A 23,335-nucleotide genomic window follows, 5' to 3' on the forward strand; every position below is an offset into this window, starting at 1 on the left:
ACTCGACACCTGGTCGACAGATTCCGTCGCGTAACCAAAAGGCAACAACGGAATCACTTGTTGAGTGCCCTCTGCTCTGTCAGGATCGGCACTCAAATCGAGCTGGAGCTACGCCGCCCGCCTCCGACGAACGGGGGGCGACGGCGGAGGAGAGCGAGAGAGCGACATGCACAACCCGGGCAATGCCACCCCGGAACGATTTCCGGCCCAGGACCGCTTCGCGGACGGCGCGCAGTTCATCGCGGGGCGCCTGACCAAGGGCACCTCGGGCCGTACGCACGCGGCCGTCGACCCTTCGACCGGTGCGGCGGTGTACACGTACGAGCCGGCGAGCGCGTCGGACGTGGACGCGGCCGTCGCCGCCGCCCGCGCGGCCTTCCCCGGCTGGTCCTCGGCCACCCCGGGCGAGCGCTCCGACGCCCTGCACCGCTTCGCCGCGGTGCTCGCCGAGCGCGCGGAGGACTTCGCCCGCGCCGAGTCCCTCCAGTGCGGCAAGCCGCTCAAGCTGACCCGCGAGTTCGACGTCCCGGGGACGATCGACAACACCGCCTTCTTCGCCGGGGCCGCCCGCCACCTCCAGGGGCAGTCGGCCGGCGAGTACTCCGCGGACCACACCTCGTACGTACGCCGCGAACCCATCGGCGTCGTCGGCTCCATCGCGCCCTGGAACTACCCCCTCCAGATGGCCGCCTGGAAGATCCTCCCGGCGATCGCCGCGGGCAACACGATCGTCCTGAAGCCCGCCGAGCTCACCCCGCTCACCTCGCTGCTCTTCGCCCAGGCCGCCACCGACGCCGGAATCCCGGACGGGGTGATCAACATCGTCAGCGGCACCGGCAAGGAGGCCGGCGAGCACCTCGTCGGCCATCCCGACGTGGCCATGACCTCCTTCACCGGCTCCACCGCCGTCGGCAAGCGCGTCGCCGAGGTCGCCACCGCCACCGTCAAGCGCCTGCACCTGGAGCTGGGCGGCAAGGCGCCGTTCGTGGTCTTCGACGACGCCGACCTGGAGGCCGCCGTCCACGGCGCGGTCGCGGGCGCGCTCATCAACACCGGGCAGGACTGCACGGCCGCCACGCGCGCGTACGTACAGCGGCCCCTCTACGAGGCCTTCGTCGAGCAGACGGCCGCCCTCATGGAGACCGTCCGGCTGGGCGACCCCTTCGCGCCGGGCACCGACCTCGGCCCGCTGATCTCGCACGCCCAGCGCGACCGGGTCGCCGGCTTCGTCGACCGGGCGCGTGCCTACGCGCGCGTGGTGACCGGAGGCGAGGCTCCGCAGGCGGATCTCGAAAACGGTGCGTACTATCGCCCCACCCTGGTCGCGGACGCCGCCCAGGACAGCGAGATCGTCCAGTCCGAGCTCTTCGGGCCGGTGCTCGTCGTCCTGCCCTTCGACAGCGACGACGAGGGCATCCGGCTGGCCAACGACACCCCGTACGGGCTCGCCGCCTCCGCCTGGAGCCGGGATGTCTACCGGGCGAACCGCGCCACCCGCGAGATCAAGGCGGGCTGCGTATGGATCAACGACCACATCCCGATCATCAGCGAGATGCCGCACGGCGGATACAAGGCGTCCGGCTTCGGCAAGGACATGTCCGCGTACTCGTTCGAGGAGTACACCCAGATCAAACACGTCATGTTCGACAACACGGCGGTGCCGCGCAAGGACTGGCACCGCACGATCTTCGGGGACCGATAGCCGTATCCAGGCCGCCTGACCAGCGGCCGCCCACCATCCTCCCGAAAGGGCACCACGCGCATGGAGCAGTACGAGCCCGACCGCCTGTCCCCGGCCCAGGTGGCCGCCATGCGGCGCAGCTTCAGGAACGGCAGGGCCTCACTCACCCGTCGTTCACTGCTGCGCACCTCCGCGGGCGGCGCGCTCGCGGTCGGCGGAATGGGCGCGCTGAGCGCCTGCGGCATCCCCGCGGCGGGCAAGACGCAGGGCGGGGTCTCCGCCGACGACCACTCGGCGAAGGAGAAGACAGTCGACTTCTCCAACTGGACCGAGTACATGGACGTCGACGACAGCGGCAAGCACCACCCGACGGTGGAGGCGTTCACCGAACGGACCGGCATCAAGGTCAAGTACACCGAGGACATCAACGACAACAACGAGTTCTTCGGCAAGATCAAGCCGCAGCTCGCCGCGGGCCAGGACACCGGCCGCGACATCATCGTCCTCACCGACTGGCTGGCCGCCCGCCTGATCCGCCTGGGCTGGGTCCAGAAACTCGACCCCTCCCACCTCCCGAACGCCTACGCCAACCTGTCGGCGCAGTTCCGCGACCCCGACTGGGACCCCGGCCGCGCCTACTCGTACGTGTGGCAGGGCATCTCCACGGTCATCGCCTACAACAAGAAGGCGCTGGACGGCGTCGAGGTGAAGTCGGTCTCCGACCTGCTCGACAACCCCAAGCTCAAGGGGCGCGTCGGATTCCTGTCGGAGATGCGCGACAGCATCGGGATGACCCTGCTCGACATGGGCAAGGACCCGGCGAACTTCACCGCCGACGACTACGACGCGGTGATCGCCCGCCTCCAGAAGGCCGTCGACAAGGGCCAGATACGCCGCTTCACCGGCAACGACTACACCTCCGACCTGACCAGCGGCGACTTCGCCGCCTGCATCGCCTGGGCCGGTGACGTCGTCCAGCTGAAGGCGGACAGCCCGGACATCGACTTCATCATCCCGGACAGCGGCTACATGACGTCGACCGACAACCTGCTGGTCCCCAACAAGGCGCGTCACAAGACGAACGCCGAACGGCTCATCGACTACTACTACGAGCCGAAGCCGGCCGCCGAACTCGCCGCGTACATCAACTACGTGTGTCCCGTCGACGGTGTGAAGCCCGAGCTGGAGAAGATCGACAAGGATGCGGCGAACAACCCGCTGATCATCCCCGACAAGGCCATGGCCGAGAAGTCCCACGCCTTCCGCTCACTGAGCTCGAAGGAAGAGACGGCCTTTGAAGAGAAGTTCGCGAAGCTGACTGGGGCGTGATCACCGTGACGACGACGAACAAGACGGACCACGGAGGCGACGTCCGCCTCTCGGGCATCAGCAAGACCTACGGCTCCTTCACCGCCGTGCACCCGCTCGACCTGACCGTGCCGCAGGGCTCCTTCTTCGCCCTGCTCGGCGCCTCGGGCTGCGGCAAGACCACCACCCTGCGCATGATCGCGGGCCTGGAGGAACCTTCCTCCGGCACCGTCTTCCTCGGCGACCAGGAAGTCACCAGGCTGCCGCCGTACAAGCGGCCGGTGAACACGGTCTTCCAGTCCTACGCCCTCTTCCCGCACCTCGACATCTTCGAGAACGTCGCCTTCGGCCTGCGCCGGCGTGGCATCAAGTCGGTGAAGAAGCAGGTCGAGGAGATGCTCGACCTCGTCCAGCTCGGCGAGCAGGCCCGCAAGAAGCCGCACCAGCTCTCCGGCGGCCAGCAGCAGCGCGTCGCGGTCGCCCGCGCCCTGATCAACACCCCCAAGGTGCTCCTGCTCGACGAGCCCCTCGGCGCCCTCGACCTCAAACTGCGCCGCCAGATGCAGCTGGAGCTCAAGCGCATCCAGACCGAGGTCGGCATCACCTTCGTCCATGTCACGCACGACCAGGAGGAGGCCATGACCATGGCCGACACGGTCGCCGTGATGAACGCGGGCCGCGTCGAACAGCTCGGCTCGCCCGCCGACCTCTACGAGAACCCGCACACCACCTTCGTCGCCAACTTCCTCGGCACCTCCAACCTCATCGAGGCCGAGGTCGACTCCAGGAGCGGCGACGAGATCGTGCTGAAGGCGGGCGGCGGCAAGCTGATCCTCCCCGAGGCGCGATGCTCCGCCCCGACGACGACCGGCGGCAAGGTGCTGGTCGGCGTCCGCCCGGAGAAGATATCCCTCACCCACGTCGACGACGCGGGGGCGATCCCGGCCGGCCGCAACCGCATCACCGGCAAGATCGCCGACTCCAGCTTCATCGGCGTCTCCACGCAGTACGTCATAGACAGCCCGGTCTGCCCGGAGTTCGAGGTCTACGCCCAGAACATCGACCGCGACGCCCGGCTCGTGCCCGGCGCCGACGTCGTCCTGCACTGGAGCCCGGCCCACACCTTCGGCCTGGACGCGGCACAGGACATCGACGCGGGCATCGAGACCGTGGAGCCGGAAGAGGGGGCGGCGGCCTGATGTCGACCCTCACCGAGGCGCCCCCGCCCCTCGCACCCACCACGCCCGCGAAGAAGCCCTCGCGCAGACGCGGCCGCCTCGTCCCGTACTGGCTGCTGCTGCCCGGCATCCTCTGGCTGATCGTCTTCTTCGCGCTGCCGATGATCTACCAGGCCTCCACGTCCGTGCAGACGGGCTCCCTGGAGGAGGGCTACAAGGTCACCTGGCACTTCGCCACCTACTGGGACGCCCTGTCCGAGTACTGGCCGCAGTTCCTGCGCTCGGTCGCCTACGCAGCCGCCGCGACCGTCCTGTGCTTGCTGCTCGGCTACCCGCTGGCCTACCTCATCGCCTTCCGCGCGGGCCGCTGGCGCAACCTGATCATGATCCTGGTGATCGCGCCGTTCTTCACCAGCTTCCTGATCCGTACGCTCGCCTGGAAGACGATCCTCGCGGACGGCGGCCCGGTCGTCGGCGCCCTCAACACCCTGCACGTCCTGGACGTCACCAGCTGGCTCGGCTGGACCTCCGGCGACCGCGTCCTGGCCACGCCCCTCGCGGTCGTCTGCGGACTGACATACAACTTCCTGCCGTTCATGATCCTGCCGCTGTACAGCTCCCTGGAGCGCATCGACGGCCGGCTCCACGAGGCGGCGGGCGACCTGTACGCACGGCCGTGGACCACCTTCCGCAAGGTCACCTTCCCGCTGTCGATGCCGGGCGTGGTCTCCGGCACGCTGCTGACCTTCATCCCGGCGGCCGGCGACTACGTCAACGCGGACCTCCTCGGCTCGACCGACACCCGCATGGTCGGAAACGTCATCCAGAGCCAGTTCCTGCGGATCCTCGACTATCCGACGGCCGCGGCGCTTTCCTTCATCCTCATGGCCGGGATCCTCCTGATGGTCACGGTCTACATCCGCCGGTCCGGAACGGAGGATCTGGTTTAAATGGCCTTCGTCAACTGGCTCAAGCGCCGCCTCGTCGTCATCGCGGGACTGCTCACCCTCGGATATCTCCTGCTGCCGAACGTCGTCGTCACGGTGTTCTCCTTCAACAAGCCGAAGGGACGCTTCAACTACGAGTGGCAGCAGTTCTCCACGGACGCCTGGAAGGACCCGTGCGGGGTCTCCGGCCTGTGCGGCTCGCTGTCGCTCAGCCTCCAGATCGCCCTCTGGGCGACGCTCGGCGCCACCGCCCTCGGCACGGCGATCGCCTTCGCCCTGGTCCGCTACCGCTTCCGCGCGCGGGGCGCCGTCAACTCGCTGATCTTCCTGCCGATGGCGATGCCCGAGGTCGTCATGGCGGCCTCGCTGCTCACCCTGTTCCTCAACATGGGCGCGCAGCTCGGCTTCTGGACGATCCTCATCGCCCACATCATGTTCTGCCTCAGCTTCGTCGTGACGGCGGTCAAGGCGCGCGTGATGTCGATGGACCCGCGGCTGGAGCAGGCGGCCCAGGACCTGTACGCCGGCCCGTTCCAGACCTTCGTCCGGGTCACCCTGCCGATCGCGGCACCGGGAATCGCGGCCGGCGCGCTGCTCGCCTTCGCGCTGTCCTTCGACGACTTCATCATCACCAATTTCAACGCGGGCTCGACCGTCACCTTCCCCATGTTCGTCTGGGGTTCGGCACAGCGCGGAACGCCCGTGCAGATCAACGTCATCGGTACGGCCATGTTCCTGGTCGCCGTGCTGCTCGTCCTGACCTCGATGGTCATCGGAAACCGCCGCACCAAGCACAAGGCGTAGAAGGAAACACCCCGTAGGGAGTTGAAATCATGGCCCCAGGCGCCATGAGCCGTTGGACAAGGTCCCTTTCCGACGCCCAGCCGGTCCCGTACTGGCTGGACGACCCCGGCAAGCCCCACCCCGAACCCGCCCTCACCGGCGCCGACACCTGCGACCTGCTGGTCGTCGGCGGCGGATACAGCGGACTGTGGACCGCGCTCATCGCCAAGGAGCGCGACCCCGAGCGGGATGTCGTCCTGCTGGAAGGCCGCGAGGCGGGCTGGGCCGCCTCGGGCCGCAACGGCGGCTTCTGTGCCGCCTCCCTCACGCACGGCCTGTCCAACGGACTGACCCGCTGGCCGGACGAGATCCACCGGCTCCAGGAACTGGGCGCCCGCAACCTCGACGAGATCGAGAAGGCCGTCGCCCGGCACGACCTCGACTGCGACTTCGAGCGCACCGGCGAGATCGACGTGGCGACCGAGCCGTACCAGGCACGGGAACTGCGCGACTGGTACGAGGAGACGGAGCGCGCCGGCCTCGCCGACGGCGTGGAGTTCCTGGAGGCGGAGGCCGTACGCGAGCAGGTCGCCTCACCCACCTTCCTGGCCGGCCTCCACGACCGCCGCGGCGTCGCCCTGCTCAACCCGGCCAAGCTCGCCTGGAACCTGAAGCGGGCCTGCGTCCGGCTCGGCGTCCGCGTCTACGAGCACACCCCCGCCCTCACCCTGAAGCCTTACGGCGCCGGGATGGCCGTACGTACCCCGTACGGCTCGGTCCGCGCCCGCAAGGTCGCGCTCGGCACCAACATCTTCCCGAACCTCGTCCGGCGCGTCCGGGCGTACACGGTCCCGGTCTACGACTACGCGCTGATGACCGAGCCCCTGACCGCCGGCCAGTTGGCGTCGATCGGCTGGAAGAACAGACAGGGGCTGGGCGACAGCGCCAACCAGTTCCACTACTTCCGCCTCTCCGCCGACAACCGGATCCTCTGGGGCGGCTACGACGCGATCTACCCGTACGGCGGCCGGGTGCGCGCCGAGTACGACGACCGCCCGGAGACCTACGCCAAGCTCGCCGAGCACTTCTTCACCTGCTTCCCGCAGCTGGAGGGCGTCCGCTTCACGCACGCGTGGGGCGGCGCGATCGACACCTGCTCGCGCTTCTCGGCGTTCTACGGCACGGCACACCACGGGAAGGTCGCCTACGCGGCGGGCTACACGGGCCTGGGGGTCGGAGCCACCCGCTTCGGCGCCGACGTGATGCTCGACCTGCTGGCGGGGGAGACCACGGAACGCACCTCGCTCGAAATGGTCCGCAAGAAGCCGCTGCCCTTCCCGCCGGAGCCCTTCGCGTGGACGGGCATCGCCCTCACCAAGTGGTCGCTGGCGCGGGCGGACGCGCACGGCGGGCGGCGCAACCTGTGGCTGCGGACGATGGACCGGCTCGGGCTCGGCTTCGACAGCTGAGCTGTGATCCGGTTCACTCCAACGAGGGGCAGAAACTCGCGTAATGCCGGCCAGGTGACCTCCCTCTCTCTCGTGACGCGACGCGCGTCCACGACAGAACAGGGAGGTCCTCTCATGACCGGGGCGAAAACGGCGGTCGACTGGCTCGCATCCGTGGCGCCGTATCCCGAGGCCTGCCGCTGGGAGTGGGAACGCAACCCCCACGGGGTCGCGCTCCTGCCCGCCGGCAAGGCCTGGGACGTACTGATCCTGCCGGGTGAACTCGGCTGTCCCACGCTCGACGTCCTCACCCGCATCCTGGACCGGCCGGGACCGGTGCTGGTCGACTTCGGCGACGCCCGCATGGGCTTCTTCGTGCCGCCGGGCACCGCGGCCCGCTGGCTCGGCACCGGCATCCGTACGGCGGGGGCGGGCACCTGGATCGTGGTGCCGTACCCGGGCCGCTCCAGCGGCAAAGTCCGCTGGCTGTTCCCTCCGGACGGCTCCGGCACCCTCACCGACCCGGCGCTTCTGGAACTGGCGATGCACGAGGCGGCGGCGAGCCTGGCGAGGCACGAGGACGACTAGGGGGACCAGCCGCGCGGTCGTGCGCCGCATTTGACGGCTCACCGTCCGCCGACTCGCCGTCCGCCTGTTCGTCGGCCGCCCGTGCGGCCGACGTGGAAGGCTGCTTGCCGCCCGCTATTCGGGTTCGTCGTCGGGCGTCCCCCGCCCGAGATACCGCCACAAGGACGAGAGCAGCACCGCACACAGACACCAACTGGCCAGCACATCCAGGGGCCAGTGGTAGCCGCGGCGGACCAGGCCGAAACCGACGCCGAGGTTGACGGCCGCGCACCCGACGAGGAGTGCACGGCGGGCGTAGGCGGTGCGCAGCCACGGGAGGAGCAGCAGGGTCGCGGAGCCGTAGGCGATGGCGGCCGTGGCGGTGTGGCCGGACGGGTAGTAGCCGGTGCCCGGGGGCATGACCGGGGTGCCCGGGCGGGCCGTGAGTTCCTTGAGCGGGATGATCAGCGCCGGGACCAGGGCCATGAGCACGGCCGCGGCGGTGGCCGCACGCCACCAGTGGTCTGTACCCGTGCGGCGGGCCCGCAGGGCGACGTACCCGAGGACGACGGCGAGGACCGGTACCGCGACCTGGACACTGCCCAGGTCGGCGAGGAGTTCGGAGACACGGTCCGGGTGGACCAGGGCGCGGCTGACGCGTTCGTCCACGCGCAACAGCAGGCCGTCGTCGACGACCTGCCAGGTGATCAGCGTGAAGAGAAGGGCCGGAAGCCCGAGGAGGAAGAAGGAGGCCGGCCGCCCCGGAACAGGGGGGGTGGTTCCGGGGCGGCCGATCAGATCGGATGGTCGCGCGCCCCGGGGGGTTTGGGGCGAGCGACTGTCCGATCGGTGAGGAGATCCAGAGCCGGAGGCTCCGGTTGTGTGCGCGAGGGCACGACCAGGTCGAAGCTGGGGAGGCCCCGGCCTGATGTCGCCCACAGTCCCCTGTGGGCGGGGTGTATCTCTCATCTGGGTAGAACCTACGACAGGCGACGGGCCTAAGACAGGTGGAATCGCGTCCTGACAGCCACCTCGCACACCTTCTTCACACGCTCTGCCGCTCCCCACCTCAGCCCCGGAATCCGCGGTGAACTCCGGGGGTGGGACGGGTGTGGCTCATGTGGCGTGACGGGGCGGTCGACCAGTGGTTCTCCCCTGTCACCAGAGGTTTCCCCGTGGCGTCAGATGCGCGCGAAGGCCTGCTCGATGATGTCGAGGCCTTCGTTGAGGAGATCCTCACCGATGACCAGCGGGGGCAGGAAGCGCAGCACGTTGCCGTAGGTGCCACAGGTCAGGACCAGCAGGCCCTCCTGGTGGCAGGCCTTGGCGAGCGCGGCGGTCGCCTCCGGGTTCGGCTCCTTGGAGGCGCGGTCCTTGACCAGTTCGATGGCGATCATGGCGCCCCGGCCGCGGACGTCACCGACGATCTCGAACTTCTCGGCCATGGCGGTGAGGCGGGCCTTCATGACCGTCTCGATGTGCTTCGCCCTGGCGTTGAGGTCGAGCTCCTTCATCGTCTCGATCGAGCCGAGCGCACCCGCGCAGGCGACCGGGTTGCCGCCGTAGGTGCCGCCGAGGCCGCCCGCGTGCGCGGCGTCCATGATCTCGGCGCGGCCGGTGACGGCGGCGAGCGGGAGACCGCCCGCGATGCCCTTGGCGGTGGTGATCAGGTCGGGGACGATGCCCTCGTCCTCGCAGGCGAACCACTGGCCGGTGCGGCAGAAGCCGGACTGGATCTCGTCGGCCACGAAGACGATGCCGTGGTCGGCGGCGAACTTGCTGATGGCCGGCAGGAAGCCCTTCGCGGGCTCGATGAAGCCGCCCTCGCCGAGCACCGGCTCGATGATGATCGCGGCCACGTTCTCCGGGCCGACCTGCTTGGTGATCTGGTCGATGGCCTGCGCGGCGGCCTCGGGGCCCGCGTTCTCCGGGCCGGTCGGCCAGCGGTAGCCGTAGGCCACCGGAACACGGTAGACCTCAGGCGCGAACGGCCCGAAGCCGTGCTTGTACGGCATGTTCTTCGCGGTCAGCGCCATGGTGAGGTTGGTGCGCCCGTGGTAGCCGTGGTCGAAGACGACGACCGCCTGCCGCTTGGTGTACGAACGGGCGATCTTGACCGCGTTCTCGACGGCCTCGGCGCCGGAGTTGAACAGCGCGGACTTCTTGGCGTGGTCGCCCGGGGTCAGCTCGGCCAGGGCCTCGGCGACCTCCACGTACCCCTCGTACGGCGTGACCATGAAACAGGTGTGGGTGAAGTCGGCGAGCTGGGCCGCGGCCCGGCGTACGACGGCCTCGGCGGAGGCGCCGACGGACGTGACCGCGATGCCCGAGCCGAAGTCGATGAGACGGTTGCCGTCGACGTCCTCGATGATTCCGCCACCCGCGCGCGCGGTGAACACGGGCAGCACGGAGCCCACACCCTGCGCGACCGCGGCGAGGCGGCGGGCCTGCAGCTCCTGCGACTTCGGGCCGGGGATGGCGGTGACGACGCGGCGCTCCTGCGGAAGTGCGGTCATGGGGGGCTCCTGAGGTGTTGCTTCTGCCGACTGTTGCCTTCTCTCTTCTCGCAGGCTAGGGCGGCAACCGGGGGGTGGGCATGCTCCATGTGGGCGTTGTCCGCGGCTCCGGTTGTCCGCGGTGGACATGGCGGCACAGCCGCGGGTCACTGTCCGTCCGGCCGCGTAAGCGGTGAACTCCCCATGCGAGGGCGTTAGATTGACTCGCTGACGGTGGACGGAACGGCTGGTCAAGGGGCGAGGGCGATGGACAGCGACGGGACGCGGGACGCGCGGGGTACGCATGCGAATCCTGTGCCACGTCCGGCAGGGCCCCCCGAGGTCCCGGCGATGCCGCCGCGGCCCACCGCGGCCCCGGTCCCGGGCGTGCCGCCGATGCCGGACGGTTCGGCCTTCCTCGCCTGGCTGCGGGCGCCCCGGCCGGAGGCGGCACCGGGCGTGTGGCGGTTCGGGCACAAGCCGCGGCCGGAGGAGGAGCCTGAACAGATTCCCACGCGGCAGCTGCTCGCAGGGGCGGTGATCGCGTTCCTCTGCGGATGGCTGCTCTGCTCGCTGCTGTGGAACGGCTACTTGGGCGGCTTCTGGCAGTGGCCGTGGTACGTATTGGCCCCGGATTCGTGGACGCAGGGACGTTCCGAGCTGGGAGGCTCCCTTTCGTACGTCTACTCCGGTCTGGTGTTCGCGGCGATCTTCGCGGTCTTCGGAAAAGTCGGCCGCTGGGATGAGGTCTGGCGCCGCTACGGCCCGCCCGCCTGGCGCCGCTCGGCGCCGACGGCGGCGGAACGGCCGCCCGCCCCCGAGCAGGACCCCGCCGAGTGGCCCCACCTGCGGGCCGCCGGAGCCGTCGACGCCGCCGAGCGGCTCGCCGCCGAGGCCCGCGCCGGGCTGATGCGGGACGTCGACCACGCCCGGATCGACCGTGCCTGGCAGGGCGTGCGCAGTGGCCGGCACGGCCTCGCCACCTTCACCGGGGCGGTGCTCGGCGAAGGCGCCGCCGCCTGCGCGCATCCCTCCGGCGAGCGCGACCTGTCGACCCGGCTCGCCCGGCACGACCTGGTCACCGGCCAGGTGCGCCTGGGCACCACGGCCGACGACGCCCGCAACCCGTACGCCTACCGCGGCACCGGTCTCGGTCTCGGTCCCGAGCTGCTGGGCACCTCGCTCCTGGCCGTCGGGCCGCCCGGCTCCGGCAAGACCGGCAGCGTCGTGAACCCGATCGCCGAGTCGCTGTGCCTGCACGCGCTCGCCGGGCGCGCAGCCGTCGTGGTGGTCGGCGCGTCGGGCGCCGGGCTCGGTCCTGCCGACGCCTACGACGTCGTCGTACGGATCGGGAATCCGGAATCGGTGTACGACCTCGACCTGTACGGCGGGACGACGGACCCGGACGAGGCGGCGGCGGTGCTCGCCGAGGCGCTCGTCGGCGATCTCGCCGAGCCGCACCAGGGCGGGGACACCCGGCGTTCCACGACCGTCCTCGCCCAGCTCCTCGGCCCGTTCCACGCGGTCCACGGGCGCTTCCCCTCCGTACCGGAGCTGCGGCAGCTGCTCGACGGCGCTCCCGCGCCGCTGGCCGCGCTGCGCAAGGGCCTGGAGGACTCCCGGCAGGAGTCGCTGCTGCGCGAACTGGACGCGAGGGAACGGCAGCTGGGGCACCCCGGGGACGTGGGCGGAGTGCTCGCGGACCGGGTGGCCCTGCTCGACCGGCCGGCCTTCGCGGGCTTCTTCGACACGTCCGGACAGTCGCGGCCCTTCTCGCTGAAGGCACTGGACCACCCGGTGCGGGTGCGTATCGACCTGCCGCAGCGCGGGCACGCCGACGCCTCGCGGATGCTGGCCCGGCTGGTGCTGGCCCAGTTCACGGCGAGCGTGGCGGTACGGGAGGACCGGTCGCTGTTCGCCTGCCTGGTGCTGGACGACGCCACCGGCGTGGTGACGCCGGAGGCGGTACGGGGCATCCAGCGGCTGCGGTCGGGCAACGCCGGGGTCGTGCTGACGTTGCGCACGCTGGACGACGTACCGAGGCCGCTGCGCGGGCCGCTGCTCGGGGCCACCGGGTGCCGGATGGCGCTGTCCGGGCTCACGCCGTGGGACGGGCAGGACTTCGCCGAGGTCTGGGGCAAGGAGTGGATCGAGGCGCGGGACGTCACCGACCGGCAGATCATCGCCGAGACACCGGCGGGCAAGGTGCTGCACGCGGTGCGGCGGGTGATCACCGGCAAGGCGCCGACCGCGCGGGCGGTGACCGTCCGGCAGGTCGAGCGGGAGCGGTGGTCCGCGTCCGAGCTGGCACACGTGCCGCCGGGGCACGCGGTGCTGTCGCTGACGAACGTGCGGGGGGAGCACGCGCCGCCGCTGCTGGTGGATCTGCGCGGCTGACGCAAGGGGATGACGTCACGGGGTGACCGTACGGTGAGGCAGAATCGGCACAGGCCGTTCATACGCGGCGGCCAAAAGATCACAAAGATCACGACGGTCACACATACCTGAAGGCCTCATGCCCCCGACCCTCGCCTCGCTCGTCCATCACTCCGCACTGAAGCTGACCGTGCGGGCGGGCGGGGACCGCCTGGACGTGCCGGTCCGCTGGGCGCACGTCAGCGAGCTCGCCGACCCCGTGCCCTACATGGAGGGCGGGGAACTGCTGCTGATCACCGCGCTGAAACTGGACGCGGGCGATCCGGAGGCGATGGCACGCTATGTGAAGCGGCTGGTGGAGGCGGGGGTGGTCGGGCTCGGCTTCGCCGTGGGGGTCACCTACGACGAGGTCCCCCAGGCGCTCGTCGACGCCGCCGAGCACGAGGGCCTGCCGCTGCTCGAGGTGCCGCGCCGCACACCCTTCCTCGCCATCAGCAAGGCCGTGTCCGCGGCGATCGCCGCCGACCAGTACCGGTCGGTGACGGCGGGCTTCGCCGCGCAGCGGGAACTGACCAAGCAGGCGCTGACGGACGGCCCGGAGGGGTTGCTGAGTTCGCTCGCCTCGCAGGTCGACGGGTGGGCGGCGCTCTACGACGCCTCGGGCGCCGTCGTCGCCACCGCGCCGGATTGGGCGGGGCGCCGGGCCGCCCGGCTCACCGCGGACGTCGAGCGGCTGCGGGAGCGGCCCGCGCCCGCCTCGTCGGTCGTGGGCGGCCCGGAGCACGAGGACCGGGTCGAACTGCACTCGCTGGGCACGGGACGACGGCCGCGGGCGGCACTGGCGGTGGGGACGGCCGCGGCCCTCGGTACGGCCGAGCGGTACGCCGTCCACTCCGCCATCGCCCTGCTGACCCTCACGACGGAACGCTCACGCTCCCTGCACGCGGCCGAGCAGCGGATCGGTACGGCGGTGCTGCGCATGCTGCTCGCCGGGGAGCCGGACCATGCGCGGACGGTCGCCGGGGATCTGTACGGCGGTCTGCTGGACGCCCCCTTCCGGATGATCGTCGCCGAGTCGGCCTCCGCCGCGTCGGCCGCCCGGGTGCAGACCGACGACCACGCGCGCGAGCCGCTCGCCAAGCCGACGGCCGCGACACTCGCCGCGGCCGACACGAACGGTGACCCGCTGGGCGCCCTCACCGAGGTCGTGGAGTCTGCTGCCGCCCGCTCCGGCGAGGCCGTGCTGGTCGTGCCGGAGAACGGGGGCGGCGAGGGGGAGCGGCTGGTGGTGCTGGCCACGGACGGCGGTGCCGCGATGGCCGCGTGCTCGGAGTACGCGGCGGCACTGGAGGCCGCGCGGGCGGGGGTACAAGAGCAGACGGCCGGCGGTGACGAGGACGAGCTGGTCGTGGGCCTGTCGACGCCGGTCGGGCCGATCGCCGCGGCGGCCGCGTACAAGCAGGCCGAGCAGGCGTTGTCGGTGGCTCGGCGGCGGGGGCGGGTGCTGGTCGAGCACGAGCAGGTGGCGGCGGGGTCCGTACTGCCGTTGCTCGCGGACGACGCGGTGAAGGCGTTCGCCGACGGGCTGCTCCGGCCGCTGTACGAGCATGACGCGACCGGGCGGGGGGATCTGGTCGCCTCGTTGCGGGCGTGGTTGTCGCGGCACGGTCAGTGGGATGCGGCGGCTGCGGATCTCGGGGTGCACCGGCATACGCTGCGGTATCGGATGCGGCGCGTCGAGGAGATCCTGGGGCGGTCGCTGGACGATCCGGATGTGCGGATGGAGTTGTGGCTGGCGTTGAAGGCGACGTCGTCGGAGTAGGCACCGGGCGCTGCTGCGGGCGCTCGGTGAGGGCTCCGCCCCCAACCCCCGTCTGGCCACCCGGACCCACCCTCTCGGTCGGCCAAGCGGTGAACCTCTACCTCTCAAGCCGGGGCGCAGCCCCCGGGGACCTCCACCCCGCCCACCCCGCCCACCCCGCCAATCCGGCACACTCCCCACTCCCACCACTACACCTCGGCCAAACACCCTTCGGCCTCCCCGCCCCTACCGTCGACACATGACTTCCACCCACGCCTTCTGGCTCGCCGGCCGCCAGGCCACCGGCGAGGACAGCTTCGACGTCACCTCGCCCTGGGACGGTCGCCTCGTCGGCAAGGTCGCCGTGCCGAGCGACGCGCAGATCGAGGAGGCCGTGGCCGCCGCGCACGCCGTGCGGGACGAGTTCGCCGCGACCCCCGCCCACATCCGCGCCGCCGCCCTCGACCACGTCAGCAGGCGGCTGGCCGAGCGCACCGAGGAGATCGCGCAGCTCATCTCCGCGGAGAACGGCAAGCCGATCAAGTGGGCCCGCGGCGAGGTCGGCCGGGCCGTCTCCGTGTTCCGGTTCGCCGCCGAGGAGGCCCGTCGGTTCAACGGCGGCGAGGCCCAGCGGCTCGACACGGACGCCGGGGGTCAGGGCCGGCTCGCCCTCACCCGCCGCTTCCCGAAGGGGGTCGTGCTGGGCATCGCGCCGTTCAACTTCCCGTTGAACCTGTGTGCCCACAAGATCGCCCCGGCGATCGCGGCCGGCGCGCCGATCATCCTGAAGCCGGCGCCCGCCACCCCGCTCTCCGGGCTGGTCATCGGCGAGCTGCTCGCCGAGACCGAGCTGCCGGCGGGCTCGTGGAGCATTCTTCCCGTCCCGAACGACCGGATGCCGTCCCTCGTGCAGGACGAGCGGCTTCCCGTGATCTCCTTCACCGGTTCCGAGAAGGTCGGCTACGCGATCATGGACTCGGTGCCGCGCAAGCACTGCACCCTGGAGCTGGGGGGCAACGGCGCCGCGGTCGTCCTCGGGGACTACGCCTCCGACGCCGACCTCGACTGGGCCGCCACCCGCATCGCCGCCTTCTCCAACTACCAGGGCGGCCAGTCCTGTATCTCCGTCCAGCGGGTCATCGTGGACGCCGCCGTCCACGACCGGCTGCTGCCCCGCGTGGTCGCGGCCGTCGAGGCCCAGGTCACCGGTGACCCGTCCGACGACAAGACCGACGTCGGGCCGCTGGTCAGCGAGGACGCCGCCAAGCGGGTCGAGGCGTGGGTGCGGGAGGCCGTCGGGGCGGGGGCGCGGCTCCTCACCGGCGGCGAGCGCGACGGCGCCTCCTACGCGCCGACCGTCCTGACCGACGTGCCGGCGAGCACCACAATCTCCTGCGAGGAGGTCTTCGGGCCGGTCCTCACCGTGCAGAAGGTGGACGGCGAGGCCGCGGCCTTCGCCGCCGTCAACGACTCCAAGTACGGCCTGCAGGCGGGCGTGTTCACCCACGACCTCCAGGCCGCCTTCCGTGCCCACCGCGCCCTGGAGGTCGGCGGTGTCGTCATCGGTGACGTGCCCTCCTACCGCGCCGACCAGATGCCGTACGGCGGTGTGAAGCAGTCCGGTGTGGGCCGCGAGGGCGTGAAGTTCGCGATGGACGACTACACGTACGAGCGGGTGCTGGTCCTGACCGGACTGGCCCTCTAGCTCATGGGAACCATTTTCATATAGGCTCCCCGAAGGGGTCCGGCACCGATGCCTTCCGGTGCCGGGCCCCTTCTCTGTGCCGGTCTTCTCCGGCCCCTCAACCGGAGAAGCCGACGTGCGCGAGCCGCAGCGGGCCGCGCAGCCTGAGGTGGACGTCGTGCACGCCCTCGGCGACGATGCCGGCGTCGACCGTCGTGTAGGCGTACGGCCCCGAGTCGGACGCGTCCGACGTCAGGGTCGCGAGCACCGCACCGCCGTCGAGCGAGAGCTCCACCACGCCCTCACCGGACACGGTCATCCGCACCTGCGCGACACCGGCGCCGAAGTCGCAGCCGCGGTACACCAGTTCACCGGTCCTGCCCGCCGCCGCCGTCACCGCGTCGCCCGACGTCTTCGTGCGGTCGACGATCTCGACGCCGCTCTGGTCGTCGAAGTCGGCCGCGTCCAGGCCGCGTTCGCGCACGGGACGCGGGGCCGAGGGCTCACCGTCCAGCAGTACGGTCCTGCGAAGGCGGACGTCCTCGCTGGAGGCGCCGGCCAGCAGCTCGTACGGGCCCGCCTCCAGGCGCATACGGCCCTGCGCCACGTCCCAGAACTCGAAGGACCGCAACGGGACTTCGAAGACCAACTGCTCCTTGGCGCCCGGCGCGAGCGTCAGGCGGCGGTGCGCCAGCAGCTCGCGGCGCGGGCGCGGGACCACCGGGTCCACGGCGCGGGTGTAGAGCTGGGCGACCTCGTCGGCCGGGACCTCGCCGGTGTTCGTGACGGTGAAGGAGACGTGCAGCGTCTCGCCCTCGACACGGGAGCCGAGCTCGCCGTACGAGAACGTCGTGTACGACAGCCCGTGTCCGAACGGGAACAGTGGCGTGCCCTCGAAATAGAGGTACGTCTGGCGGCTGCCGATCACGTCGTAGTCGAGGAGGCCGGGCAGGTCGGCGTCCTCGGCGTACCAGGTCTGGGGGAGACGGCCGGCGGGGGAGACATCGCCGGCCAGGACGCGGGCGAGCGCGGTGCCAGCCGCCTGGCCGCCGTGGGCGGTCCACAGCGCCGCCCGGAGGTCGGTGGTGTCGACCGCGTAGGGATAGGCGGAGGTCAGCGCCAGGACGGTGTTCGGATTGGCGGCGCGGGCGGCGCGCAGCAGGCGCTCCTGCTGGGCGGGCAGGCGCAGGGTCGTGCGGTCCTCGGTCTCGCGGCCGTTGATGTGCGGGTCGTTGCCCGCGACCACCAGCACCACGTCGGCCTGTGAGGCGACCCGGGTCACCGCGTCCTGACCGCGTTCGGCGATGATCAGCGTGAAGCCTTCCGGCTCCGTTCCGGGTTGCGGATTCTCGTCGGCAACCTTCACCCCGTCGGCGGCGACACAGACGTGGCGACCCGTGCCGAGGTGCCTGAGGAGGTGTCCGTCCCCGTGCGGTTCCAGCCGGAACGTCTCCTGGACGACCCAGCCGCCGGGCTGGTCGGCGGAGGCGCGTACGTAGCCGTCCTCGGCGACCGAGAGATAGCGCCCGTCGGGCGCGCGCAGGGTCAGGACGCCCTCGCCCCAGTCGACGAGCGCGAGTTCGGTGCCGACGGCGGCCGCGGTGAGCGGGGGGAGGTCGGTGCGGCCCGCGAGCAGGGCCGGGTCCAGCGCGCCCTCGGCGCCGCGCGCCTCGTCGGCCACCCCGTCGGCGGAGGGCACCTGGAGGAACGTACCCGCCGAGGTCTTCAGCAGGACCCGGTCCACTCCCTCCGCGAACTCGACGCGCTCCGCGCCGAACCGCTCGTACAGGCCCTCCAGCGGGGTCGAGCGGTGGATGAGGGTGCCGCTGTACCAGTCGAGCTTGCACTCGTCGGCGAGCAGGCCGACCACGGCGATCCGGGTGTCCGGGGCCAGCGGCAGCACGCCGTCGTTCTTCAGCAGGACGACGGCCTGCTCGGCGCTCTCCTGGGCGAGCGCGCGGTGCGCCGGGGTGTCGAAGTCCCTGGTGTCCGCGTAGGGGTCGTAGTGCGGGTCGAACTCGCCGAGGCGGAAGCGCACCGAGAGCTGGCGGCGGACGGCGGCGTCGATGTCGGCCTCGGTCAGCAGGCCCTGTTCCAGGGCCCCCTGGATACGGGCGACGATCTGCGAGCTGTCCGTGCCGTGGTCGGTGAAGCTGTCGACGCCGGCGAGGACCGCGGCCGCGGTGGCCTCCTCGTGGGTGTCGAAGTAGTGCTCGAAGTCGACCAGGTTGGAGGGCGCGCCCGCGTCCGAGCAGACCAGCAGCTCCTCGTCGGTCCAGGTGCGCAGGTGCTCGCGCAGATGGGGCGAGACGTGGTTCGGACGGCCGTTGACCAGGTTGTACGCCGGCATCACCCCGGCCGTGGCGCCCGCCTCGACCGTCTCACGGAAGGCGCGCAGGTCGTACTCGTGCAGCACCCGCGGGCGGACCGAACTCGACGCGGTGGCCCGGTCCGTCTCGTTGTTGTGCGCCAGCCAGTGCTTGAGGACCGGCGCCGTGCGCCAGTACGTCGGATGGTCGCCGCGCAGGCCCTGCGTGTAGGCGGTGGCGATGGCCGACGTGAGCTTCGGGTCCTCCGAGTAGCCCTCCTCGTTACGGCCCCACAGCGGATGCCGGAGCAGGTTCACCGTGGGGGACCAGACGTTGAGGCCGACGCGGTCGTCCCGGGCGCGCATCGCGCGGGTCTCCTTGGACACCGCCTCGCCGACCCGTCGTACGAGCTCGGTGTTCCAGGTCGCGCCGAGGCCCACGGCCTGCGGAAACACCGTGGCCCGTCCCATCCAGGCCACGCCGTGCAGGGCCTCCTGGCCGGTGCGGAACTCGCCGACGCCCAGCCGTTCGACGGCGGGCGCGAACTGGTGCAGGAAAGCGACCTTCTCGTCGAGGGTCAGCCGCGACAGCAGGTCGTCGATGCGCTTCGCGAACGGCAGACGCGGATCGCGGAAAGGCGTCGTAGGCGGCGTTTGTGCGGTCACGTGGGGTTCCCCTTGCGGTGGAGCGGCGGAGCGCTTTCGAAGCGCTTCGATGCTCATTCGATCCAGGGCCGGGTGTCAAGACACCCCAGGGCAACAACTCCGACTCCCGACCGACATTTCAAGTCGCGTAAGAGGCCGATTCGATCCTCCACACCTCGGAGGAATCTTGGGAACGACCCTTGTGCACCCTGGGGTGTTCACTTAACCTCGCAGCAACATCGAAGCGCTTCGACTACTTCGACTGCGAGGACTGCCCGCCGGAACGGCTCGCTCTCCTCCGAGGTTCCGAGAACCGCTTCAGCTCAGCCAGTTCCACTCAAGACACCGCAGCCGACGGCTCCACCGCCGGGTGTCCTGGTGCGCCATGAAGGGTTGACGCAATGACGCCGAACGCCGCTTCCGCCTCCTCCGGTCCCAGCCGGAGAAGCTTCCTCGCCTCCACTGCGGTCGCCACCGCAGCGGTGGCGGGCGGGATGCCGCTGCTTGCCGCCTGCGGCGGCTCGGACAGTGGCTCTCGGGAGGGAACCACGTCGGGTAAGGCGGCCGACAAGCTGCTCCCGGCCTTCGTCGCCAGCACGGTCGCCAAGCCGGACCTTCCGTCGAAGAACGGTTCGGCCGCCGGCTACACCGGCAAGGTCGACCTCGCGGCCCTCGAAACCTCGGTTCCGGACAAGCTCGGCACCGGCGCCCCCTTCAAGATCATGTCCCCGTTCTGGGGCTCCCCGCCGAAGCCCGGCTGCGCCTACTACACGGCGCTCGACGCCGCGGCGGGCACCAAGGTCACCTGGCAGAACCAGGACGGCAGCACCTACGGCGAGAAGCTCGGCGCCGTCCTCGCCTCCAGCTCCATACCCGACATGGTGGTCGTGCCGAGCTGGGAGCTGGTCGGCAAGATCTCGAACGCGGTCACCGCGAAGTTCATGGACCTCGGCCCCTACCTGGCGGGCGACAAGGTCAAGAAGTACCCGAACCTGGCCGCGATCCCCTCCGACGCCTGGCGCATGGGCATCTTCGGCGGCGCGCTGCGGGGCATTCCGATGCCGGCCGCCACCGCGAACTGGATCACGCCGTTGTACCGCAAGGACCTCTTCGACAAGAAGGGCTATTCCGTACCCAAGTCGCCGGACGAGTTCCTCAGTTGGGCCAAGGAGGCCACCAGCTCCAAGGCCAAGGTGTGGGCCTGCGGTGACATGACCTGGTCCGCGTGGAGCAACTTCGGCGTCCGCGGCTCCGGGCCGATCGGCTGGGACATCGGGTCCGACGGCAAGCTGACGTACCGCATCGAGCAGCCCGAGTACCTCGAAGCCCTGGCGTGGGTCCGCAAGCTGTTCGACGCGGGTGTGGTCCACCCCGACGACAAGGCGCGCTCGGGCGACCAGGGCCAGCGGTTCACCGCCGGGCAGATCCTGGTCTACAACACCAACATCGCCGACTGGTACGGGAAGACCGCCGAACAGGCCCAGGCCAACCCGGACCTCCAGATCGACGCCATCGACCTCTACGGCGCGGACGGCGGCGACCCGACGCTGTACGCGTCCTCGCCCGCCACCATCTGGTCGCTGATCCGCAAGGGCGCCTCGAAGACGACGATCGAGAACGCGCTGGCCGCCGCCAACTTCTCGGCCGCCCCCTACGGCACCAAGGAGCGGATGCTCGTCGACTACGGCGTCGAGGGCACCCACTACACGGTCAAGGACGGCGTCCCGGTCAAGAACGACCTGGGCAACTCCGAGGTGCTCAACGCCTGGGTGATGCTGGCCGCGCCGGCCGCCTACTACGCCCACCCCGACTTCCCCGACGTCGCCCGCAAGCAGGTCGAGTGGCAGCAGCGGATGGGTGCCTTCATGAAGAAGACGTCCACGTACGGCATGAACATCGTCGAGCCGACCCGCTACGCGAACCTCTCCAGCCAGTTCGAGCAGTTGGAGATCGACTACGTGCGCGGCAACCGGAAGCTGTCGGACGTGCAGGCCGCCATCTCCACCTGGAAGTCCTCCGGCGGCGACAAGCTGCGCGACTGGTACAAGCAGCTCATCGACAAGAACGGCAGCGGCAACTGATGTCTCTCACGGCCGGGAGCAGGCCCGACGGGACGCGTCCCCCCGCGGCCGTCGAGGAACCGGCGGCCGCGGTCGCCACCGCCGTGGCGAAGGAGCGGGTGCCGGACAAGGAGAGCAGGGCGAGCAAGGTCCCCTGGCGGATCCGGCTGCGCCGTGACCGGGCGCTCATCTTGATGACGCTGCCCGTCATGGTGCTGCTCCTGATCTTCAACTACGTCCCGTTGCTCGGCAACGTCGTCGCCTTCCAGGAGTACGACCCCTACGTCTCCAGCAACGGCGTCACGGCGATCTTCCACAGTCCCTGGGTGGGCATCGAGCAGTTCTCGCGGATGGTCGACGACCCGCTGTTCTGGGACGCCGCCCGGAACACCCTCGTCCTGTTCTCGCTCCAACTGGTGCTGTTCTTCCCGATCCCCATCGCGCTCGCGCTGCTCATCAACAGCGTGATCCGGCCCCGGGTGCGGGCGGTGGCGCAGGCGATCATGTATCTGCCGCACTTCTTCTCGTGGGTCCTCGTGGTCACCGTCTTCCAGCAGATCTTCGGCGGCGCGGGCATCGTCGCCCAGACCCTGGAGGACCACGGGTGGAGCGGCTTCGACCTGATGACCAACGCGGACCTGTTCAAGTACCTGGTCACCGCGCAGGCCGTGTGGAAGGACGCCGGCTGGGGGATCATCGTCTTCCTCGCCGCGCTGGCCGCGGTCAGCACCGACCTGTACGAGGCCGCCGCCATGGACGGCGCGGGGCGCTGGCGGCGCATGTGGCACGTGACGCTGCCCGCGCTGCGTCCGGTGATCGCGCTGCTGCTGGTGCTGCGGGTGGGTGACGCGCTGAGCGTGGGATTCGAGCAGTTCCTGCTCCAGCGGTACGCGGTCGGCGCGGGGGCCAGCGAGGTCCTCGACACCTACGTGTGGAACATGGGTATCCAGAACGGCGACTTCAGCTACGCGGCCGCGGTCGGCCTCGTCAAGGGCGCCATCGGAGTCTGTCTCGTCCTGGGCGCGAACAAGTTCGCGCACCTGCTCGGCGAGCAGGGGGTGTACAAGAAGTGAGCCTCAACACGCAACTCATCCGCAGCCTCAAGGCTCCCGCCCGCCCGGTGTGGGAGGAGCCGCCCAGCAAGGCCGGGATCACCGCGAAGGGCGGCTTTCTCCTGCTCTGCTGCCTGGGGGTGCTCGGTCCGCTGTGGATCGTGATCGTCACCAGCCTCTCCCCGAAACCCGTGATCGACCGGGTCGGCGGCCTCGTCGTGATCCCGCAGGGGATCACCTTCGTCAACTACACCGAACTGCTCAGCGGCGGCCAGGTCAGCCGGGCGATCATGGTCTCGTTCGGCATCACGCTCTTCGGCACGCTGTTCTCGATGGCGGTGTCGGTGCTCGCGGCCTACGGCCTGTCCCGGCCGGGCAGTCTGGGCCACCGGTTCTTCCTGATGACCATGATGGCGACCATGTTCTTCGGGGCCGGCCTCATTCCGACCTACCTTCTGGTGCAGGCGCTGGGCCTCACCGACACCTATCTGTCCCTGGTCCTGCCGAGCGCGGTCAGTGTCTTCAACATCCTCGTCCTGCGGGCCTTCTTCATGGGGATCTCACCCGAACTCACCGAGTCCGCCCGCATCGACGGGGCCAGTGACCTGCGCATCCTGCTGACCATCATCATGCCGCTGTCGCGCGCGGTGCTGGCCGTCATCTCCCTGTTCTACGCGGTCGGTTACTGGAGCGCCTGGTTCAACGCCTCCATCTACCTCTCCGACCAGCAGATGATGCCGCTGCAGAACGTGCTCATCCAGCTGGTCCAGAAGAACTCCGAGGCGCCGACCGGCCTCCAGCAGGCGGTTCGCACCGGGCAACTCTCCGCCCTGGGGCTGCAGATGGCGGTCATGGTCCTGGCACTGATCCCGGTCGCGATCGCATCGCCCCTCGTCCAGCGGCACTTCAAGAAGGGCATGCTGACCGGTGCGGTGAAGGGCTGACGCCCGAGCGGTTGGGCGTGAGTGGGAGTTTCTGTGGTCTTCCCGCTGCGGGTCCGTC

At 70.5% G+C, this 23,335-nt stretch carries 16 protein-coding genes; 13 read left to right on the forward strand and 3 right to left on the reverse strand.

Annotated features, from left to right (window positions below; genetic code table 11):
• Positions 1–166: 166 nt before the first annotated feature.
• From ACWBNA_RS29790 to ACWBNA_RS29820, 7 genes are all read left to right on the forward strand, one after another.
• A complete protein-coding gene (locus ACWBNA_RS29790; RefSeq protein ID WP_482707599.1) occupies positions 167–1,702 on the forward strand; it encodes a gamma-aminobutyraldehyde dehydrogenase in 1,536 nt (511 codons plus the stop codon).
• 60 nt (positions 1,703–1,762) lie between these two features.
• On the forward strand, positions 1,763–3,010 hold the full coding sequence (locus ACWBNA_RS29795) for an ABC transporter substrate-binding protein (protein ID WP_482707600.1): 1,248 nt from the start codon (positions 1,763–1,765) through the stop codon (positions 3,008–3,010).
• Positions 3,011–3,015: 5 nt separating this feature from the next.
• The gene (locus tag ACWBNA_RS29800) at positions 3,016–4,188 is read left to right on the forward strand and encodes an ABC transporter ATP-binding protein (protein WP_482707636.1); all 1,173 of its coding nucleotides are present in this window, start codon (positions 3,016–3,018) and stop codon (positions 4,186–4,188) included.
• The gene (locus ACWBNA_RS29805; protein ID WP_482707601.1) at positions 4,188–5,117 is read left to right on the forward strand and encodes an ABC transporter permease; all 930 of its coding nucleotides are present in this window, start codon (positions 4,188–4,190) and stop codon (positions 5,115–5,117) included. The genes ACWBNA_RS29800 and ACWBNA_RS29805 overlap by 1 nt, the downstream gene beginning before the upstream one ends.
• On the forward strand, positions 5,118–5,918 hold the full coding sequence (locus ACWBNA_RS29810; protein ID WP_482707602.1) for an ABC transporter permease: 801 nt from the start codon (positions 5,118–5,120) through the stop codon (positions 5,916–5,918).
• Positions 5,919–5,947: 29 nt separating this feature from the next.
• Positions 5,948–7,366, forward strand: a complete 1,419-nt coding sequence (locus tag ACWBNA_RS29815; protein WP_482707603.1) for an NAD(P)/FAD-dependent oxidoreductase — start codon at positions 5,948–5,950, stop codon at positions 7,364–7,366.
• 114 nt (positions 7,367–7,480) lie between these two features.
• Complete coding sequence (locus ACWBNA_RS29820; RefSeq protein ID WP_482707604.1) at positions 7,481–7,933, forward strand: bifunctional DNA primase/polymerase; 453 nt, start codon at positions 7,481–7,483, stop codon at positions 7,931–7,933.
• A gap of 114 nt (positions 7,934–8,047) precedes the next feature.
• Here the strand turns inward: ACWBNA_RS29820 and ACWBNA_RS29825 are convergent, their stop codons facing one another.
• Together ACWBNA_RS29825 and gabT are read right to left on the reverse strand one after the other, a co-directional pair.
• Entirely contained in the window at positions 8,048–8,851 is an 804-nt protein-coding gene (locus ACWBNA_RS29825; protein ID WP_482707637.1) for a phosphatase PAP2 family protein, read from the reverse strand.
• Positions 8,852–9,093: 242 nt separating this feature from the next.
• The gene (gabT, locus tag ACWBNA_RS29830; RefSeq protein WP_482707605.1) at positions 9,094–10,428 is read right to left on the reverse strand and encodes a 4-aminobutyrate--2-oxoglutarate transaminase; all 1,335 of its coding nucleotides are present in this window, start codon (positions 10,426–10,428) and stop codon (positions 9,094–9,096) included.
• Between the two features lie 246 nt (positions 10,429–10,674).
• On the opposite strand from gabT, the gene ACWBNA_RS29835 reads away from it, so the two are divergent.
• The 3 genes from ACWBNA_RS29835 (at position 10,675) to ACWBNA_RS29845 (ending at position 16,289) form a co-directional block, all read left to right on the forward strand.
• Entirely contained in the window at positions 10,675–12,804 is a 2,130-nt protein-coding gene (locus tag ACWBNA_RS29835) for an ATP-binding protein (protein ID WP_482707606.1), read from the forward strand.
• A gap of 118 nt (positions 12,805–12,922) precedes the next feature.
• Positions 12,923–14,605, forward strand: a complete 1,683-nt coding sequence (locus ACWBNA_RS29840) for a PucR family transcriptional regulator (RefSeq protein ID WP_482707607.1) — start codon at positions 12,923–12,925, stop codon at positions 14,603–14,605.
• 238 nt (positions 14,606–14,843) lie between these two features.
• Positions 14,844–16,289, forward strand: coding sequence for an aldehyde dehydrogenase family protein (locus tag ACWBNA_RS29845; RefSeq protein WP_482707608.1), 1,446 nt, complete (start codon positions 14,844–14,846; stop codon positions 16,287–16,289).
• Between the two features lie 97 nt (positions 16,290–16,386).
• Here ACWBNA_RS29845 and ACWBNA_RS29850 read toward each other — a convergent pair whose 3' ends face one another.
• The gene (locus ACWBNA_RS29850) at positions 16,387–19,242 is read right to left on the reverse strand and encodes a glycoside hydrolase family 3 C-terminal domain-containing protein (protein ID WP_482707609.1); all 2,856 of its coding nucleotides are present in this window, start codon (positions 19,240–19,242) and stop codon (positions 16,387–16,389) included.
• 380 nt (positions 19,243–19,622) lie between these two features.
• Between ACWBNA_RS29850 and ACWBNA_RS29855 the strand changes: the two genes are divergently transcribed.
• The 3 genes from ACWBNA_RS29855 to ACWBNA_RS29865 are packed head-to-tail and all read left to right on the forward strand — an operon-like array spanning position 19,623 to position 23,277.
• Entirely contained in the window at positions 19,623–21,302 is a 1,680-nt protein-coding gene (locus ACWBNA_RS29855) for an extracellular solute-binding protein (RefSeq protein ID WP_482707610.1), read from the forward strand.
• Positions 21,302–22,354 (forward strand): ABC transporter permease, encoded by a 1,053-nt coding sequence (locus tag ACWBNA_RS29860; RefSeq protein ID WP_482707611.1) that lies wholly within the window; start codon positions 21,302–21,304, stop codon positions 22,352–22,354. The genes ACWBNA_RS29855 and ACWBNA_RS29860 overlap by 1 nt, the downstream gene beginning before the upstream one ends.
• Positions 22,351–23,277: a carbohydrate ABC transporter permease gene (locus ACWBNA_RS29865; protein ID WP_482707612.1), complete on the forward strand. Its 927-nt coding sequence runs from the start codon at positions 22,351–22,353 to the stop codon at positions 23,275–23,277. The genes ACWBNA_RS29860 and ACWBNA_RS29865 overlap by 4 nt, the downstream gene beginning before the upstream one ends.
• Positions 23,278–23,335 lie beyond the last annotated feature (58 nt).

This window comes from Streptomyces sp. Q2 (assembly GCF_056820935.1).

Bases quoted from the DNA above. Each gene is read 5' to 3' on its own strand.
- ACWBNA_RS29790 (WP_482707599.1), top strand. From the start codon at position 167: ATGCACAACCCGGGCAATGCCACCCCGGAACGATTTCCGGCCCAGGAC.
- ACWBNA_RS29795 (WP_482707600.1), top strand. From the start codon at position 1,763: ATGGAGCAGTACGAGCCCGACCGCCTGTCCCCGGCCCAGGTGGCCGCC.
- ACWBNA_RS29805 (WP_482707601.1), top strand. From the start codon at position 4,188: ATGTCGACCCTCACCGAGGCGCCCCCGCCCCTCGCACCCACCACGCCC.
- ACWBNA_RS29810 (WP_482707602.1), top strand. From the start codon at position 5,118: ATGGCCTTCGTCAACTGGCTCAAGCGCCGCCTCGTCGTCATCGCGGGA.
- ACWBNA_RS29815 (WP_482707603.1), top strand. From the start codon at position 5,948: ATGGCCCCAGGCGCCATGAGCCGTTGGACAAGGTCCCTTTCCGACGCC.
- ACWBNA_RS29820 (WP_482707604.1), top strand. From the start codon at position 7,481: ATGACCGGGGCGAAAACGGCGGTCGACTGGCTCGCATCCGTGGCGCCG.
- gabT (WP_482707605.1), bottom strand. From the start codon at position 10,428: ATGACCGCACTTCCGCAGGAGCGCCGCGTCGTCACCGCCATCCCCGGC.
- ACWBNA_RS29835 (WP_482707606.1), top strand. From the start codon at position 10,675: ATGGACAGCGACGGGACGCGGGACGCGCGGGGTACGCATGCGAATCCT.
- ACWBNA_RS29840 (WP_482707607.1), top strand. From the start codon at position 12,923: ATGCCCCCGACCCTCGCCTCGCTCGTCCATCACTCCGCACTGAAGCTG.
- ACWBNA_RS29845 (WP_482707608.1), top strand. From the start codon at position 14,844: ATGACTTCCACCCACGCCTTCTGGCTCGCCGGCCGCCAGGCCACCGGC.
- ACWBNA_RS29855 (WP_482707610.1), top strand. From the start codon at position 19,623: ATGACGCCGAACGCCGCTTCCGCCTCCTCCGGTCCCAGCCGGAGAAGC.
- ACWBNA_RS29860 (WP_482707611.1), top strand. From the start codon at position 21,302: ATGTCTCTCACGGCCGGGAGCAGGCCCGACGGGACGCGTCCCCCCGCG.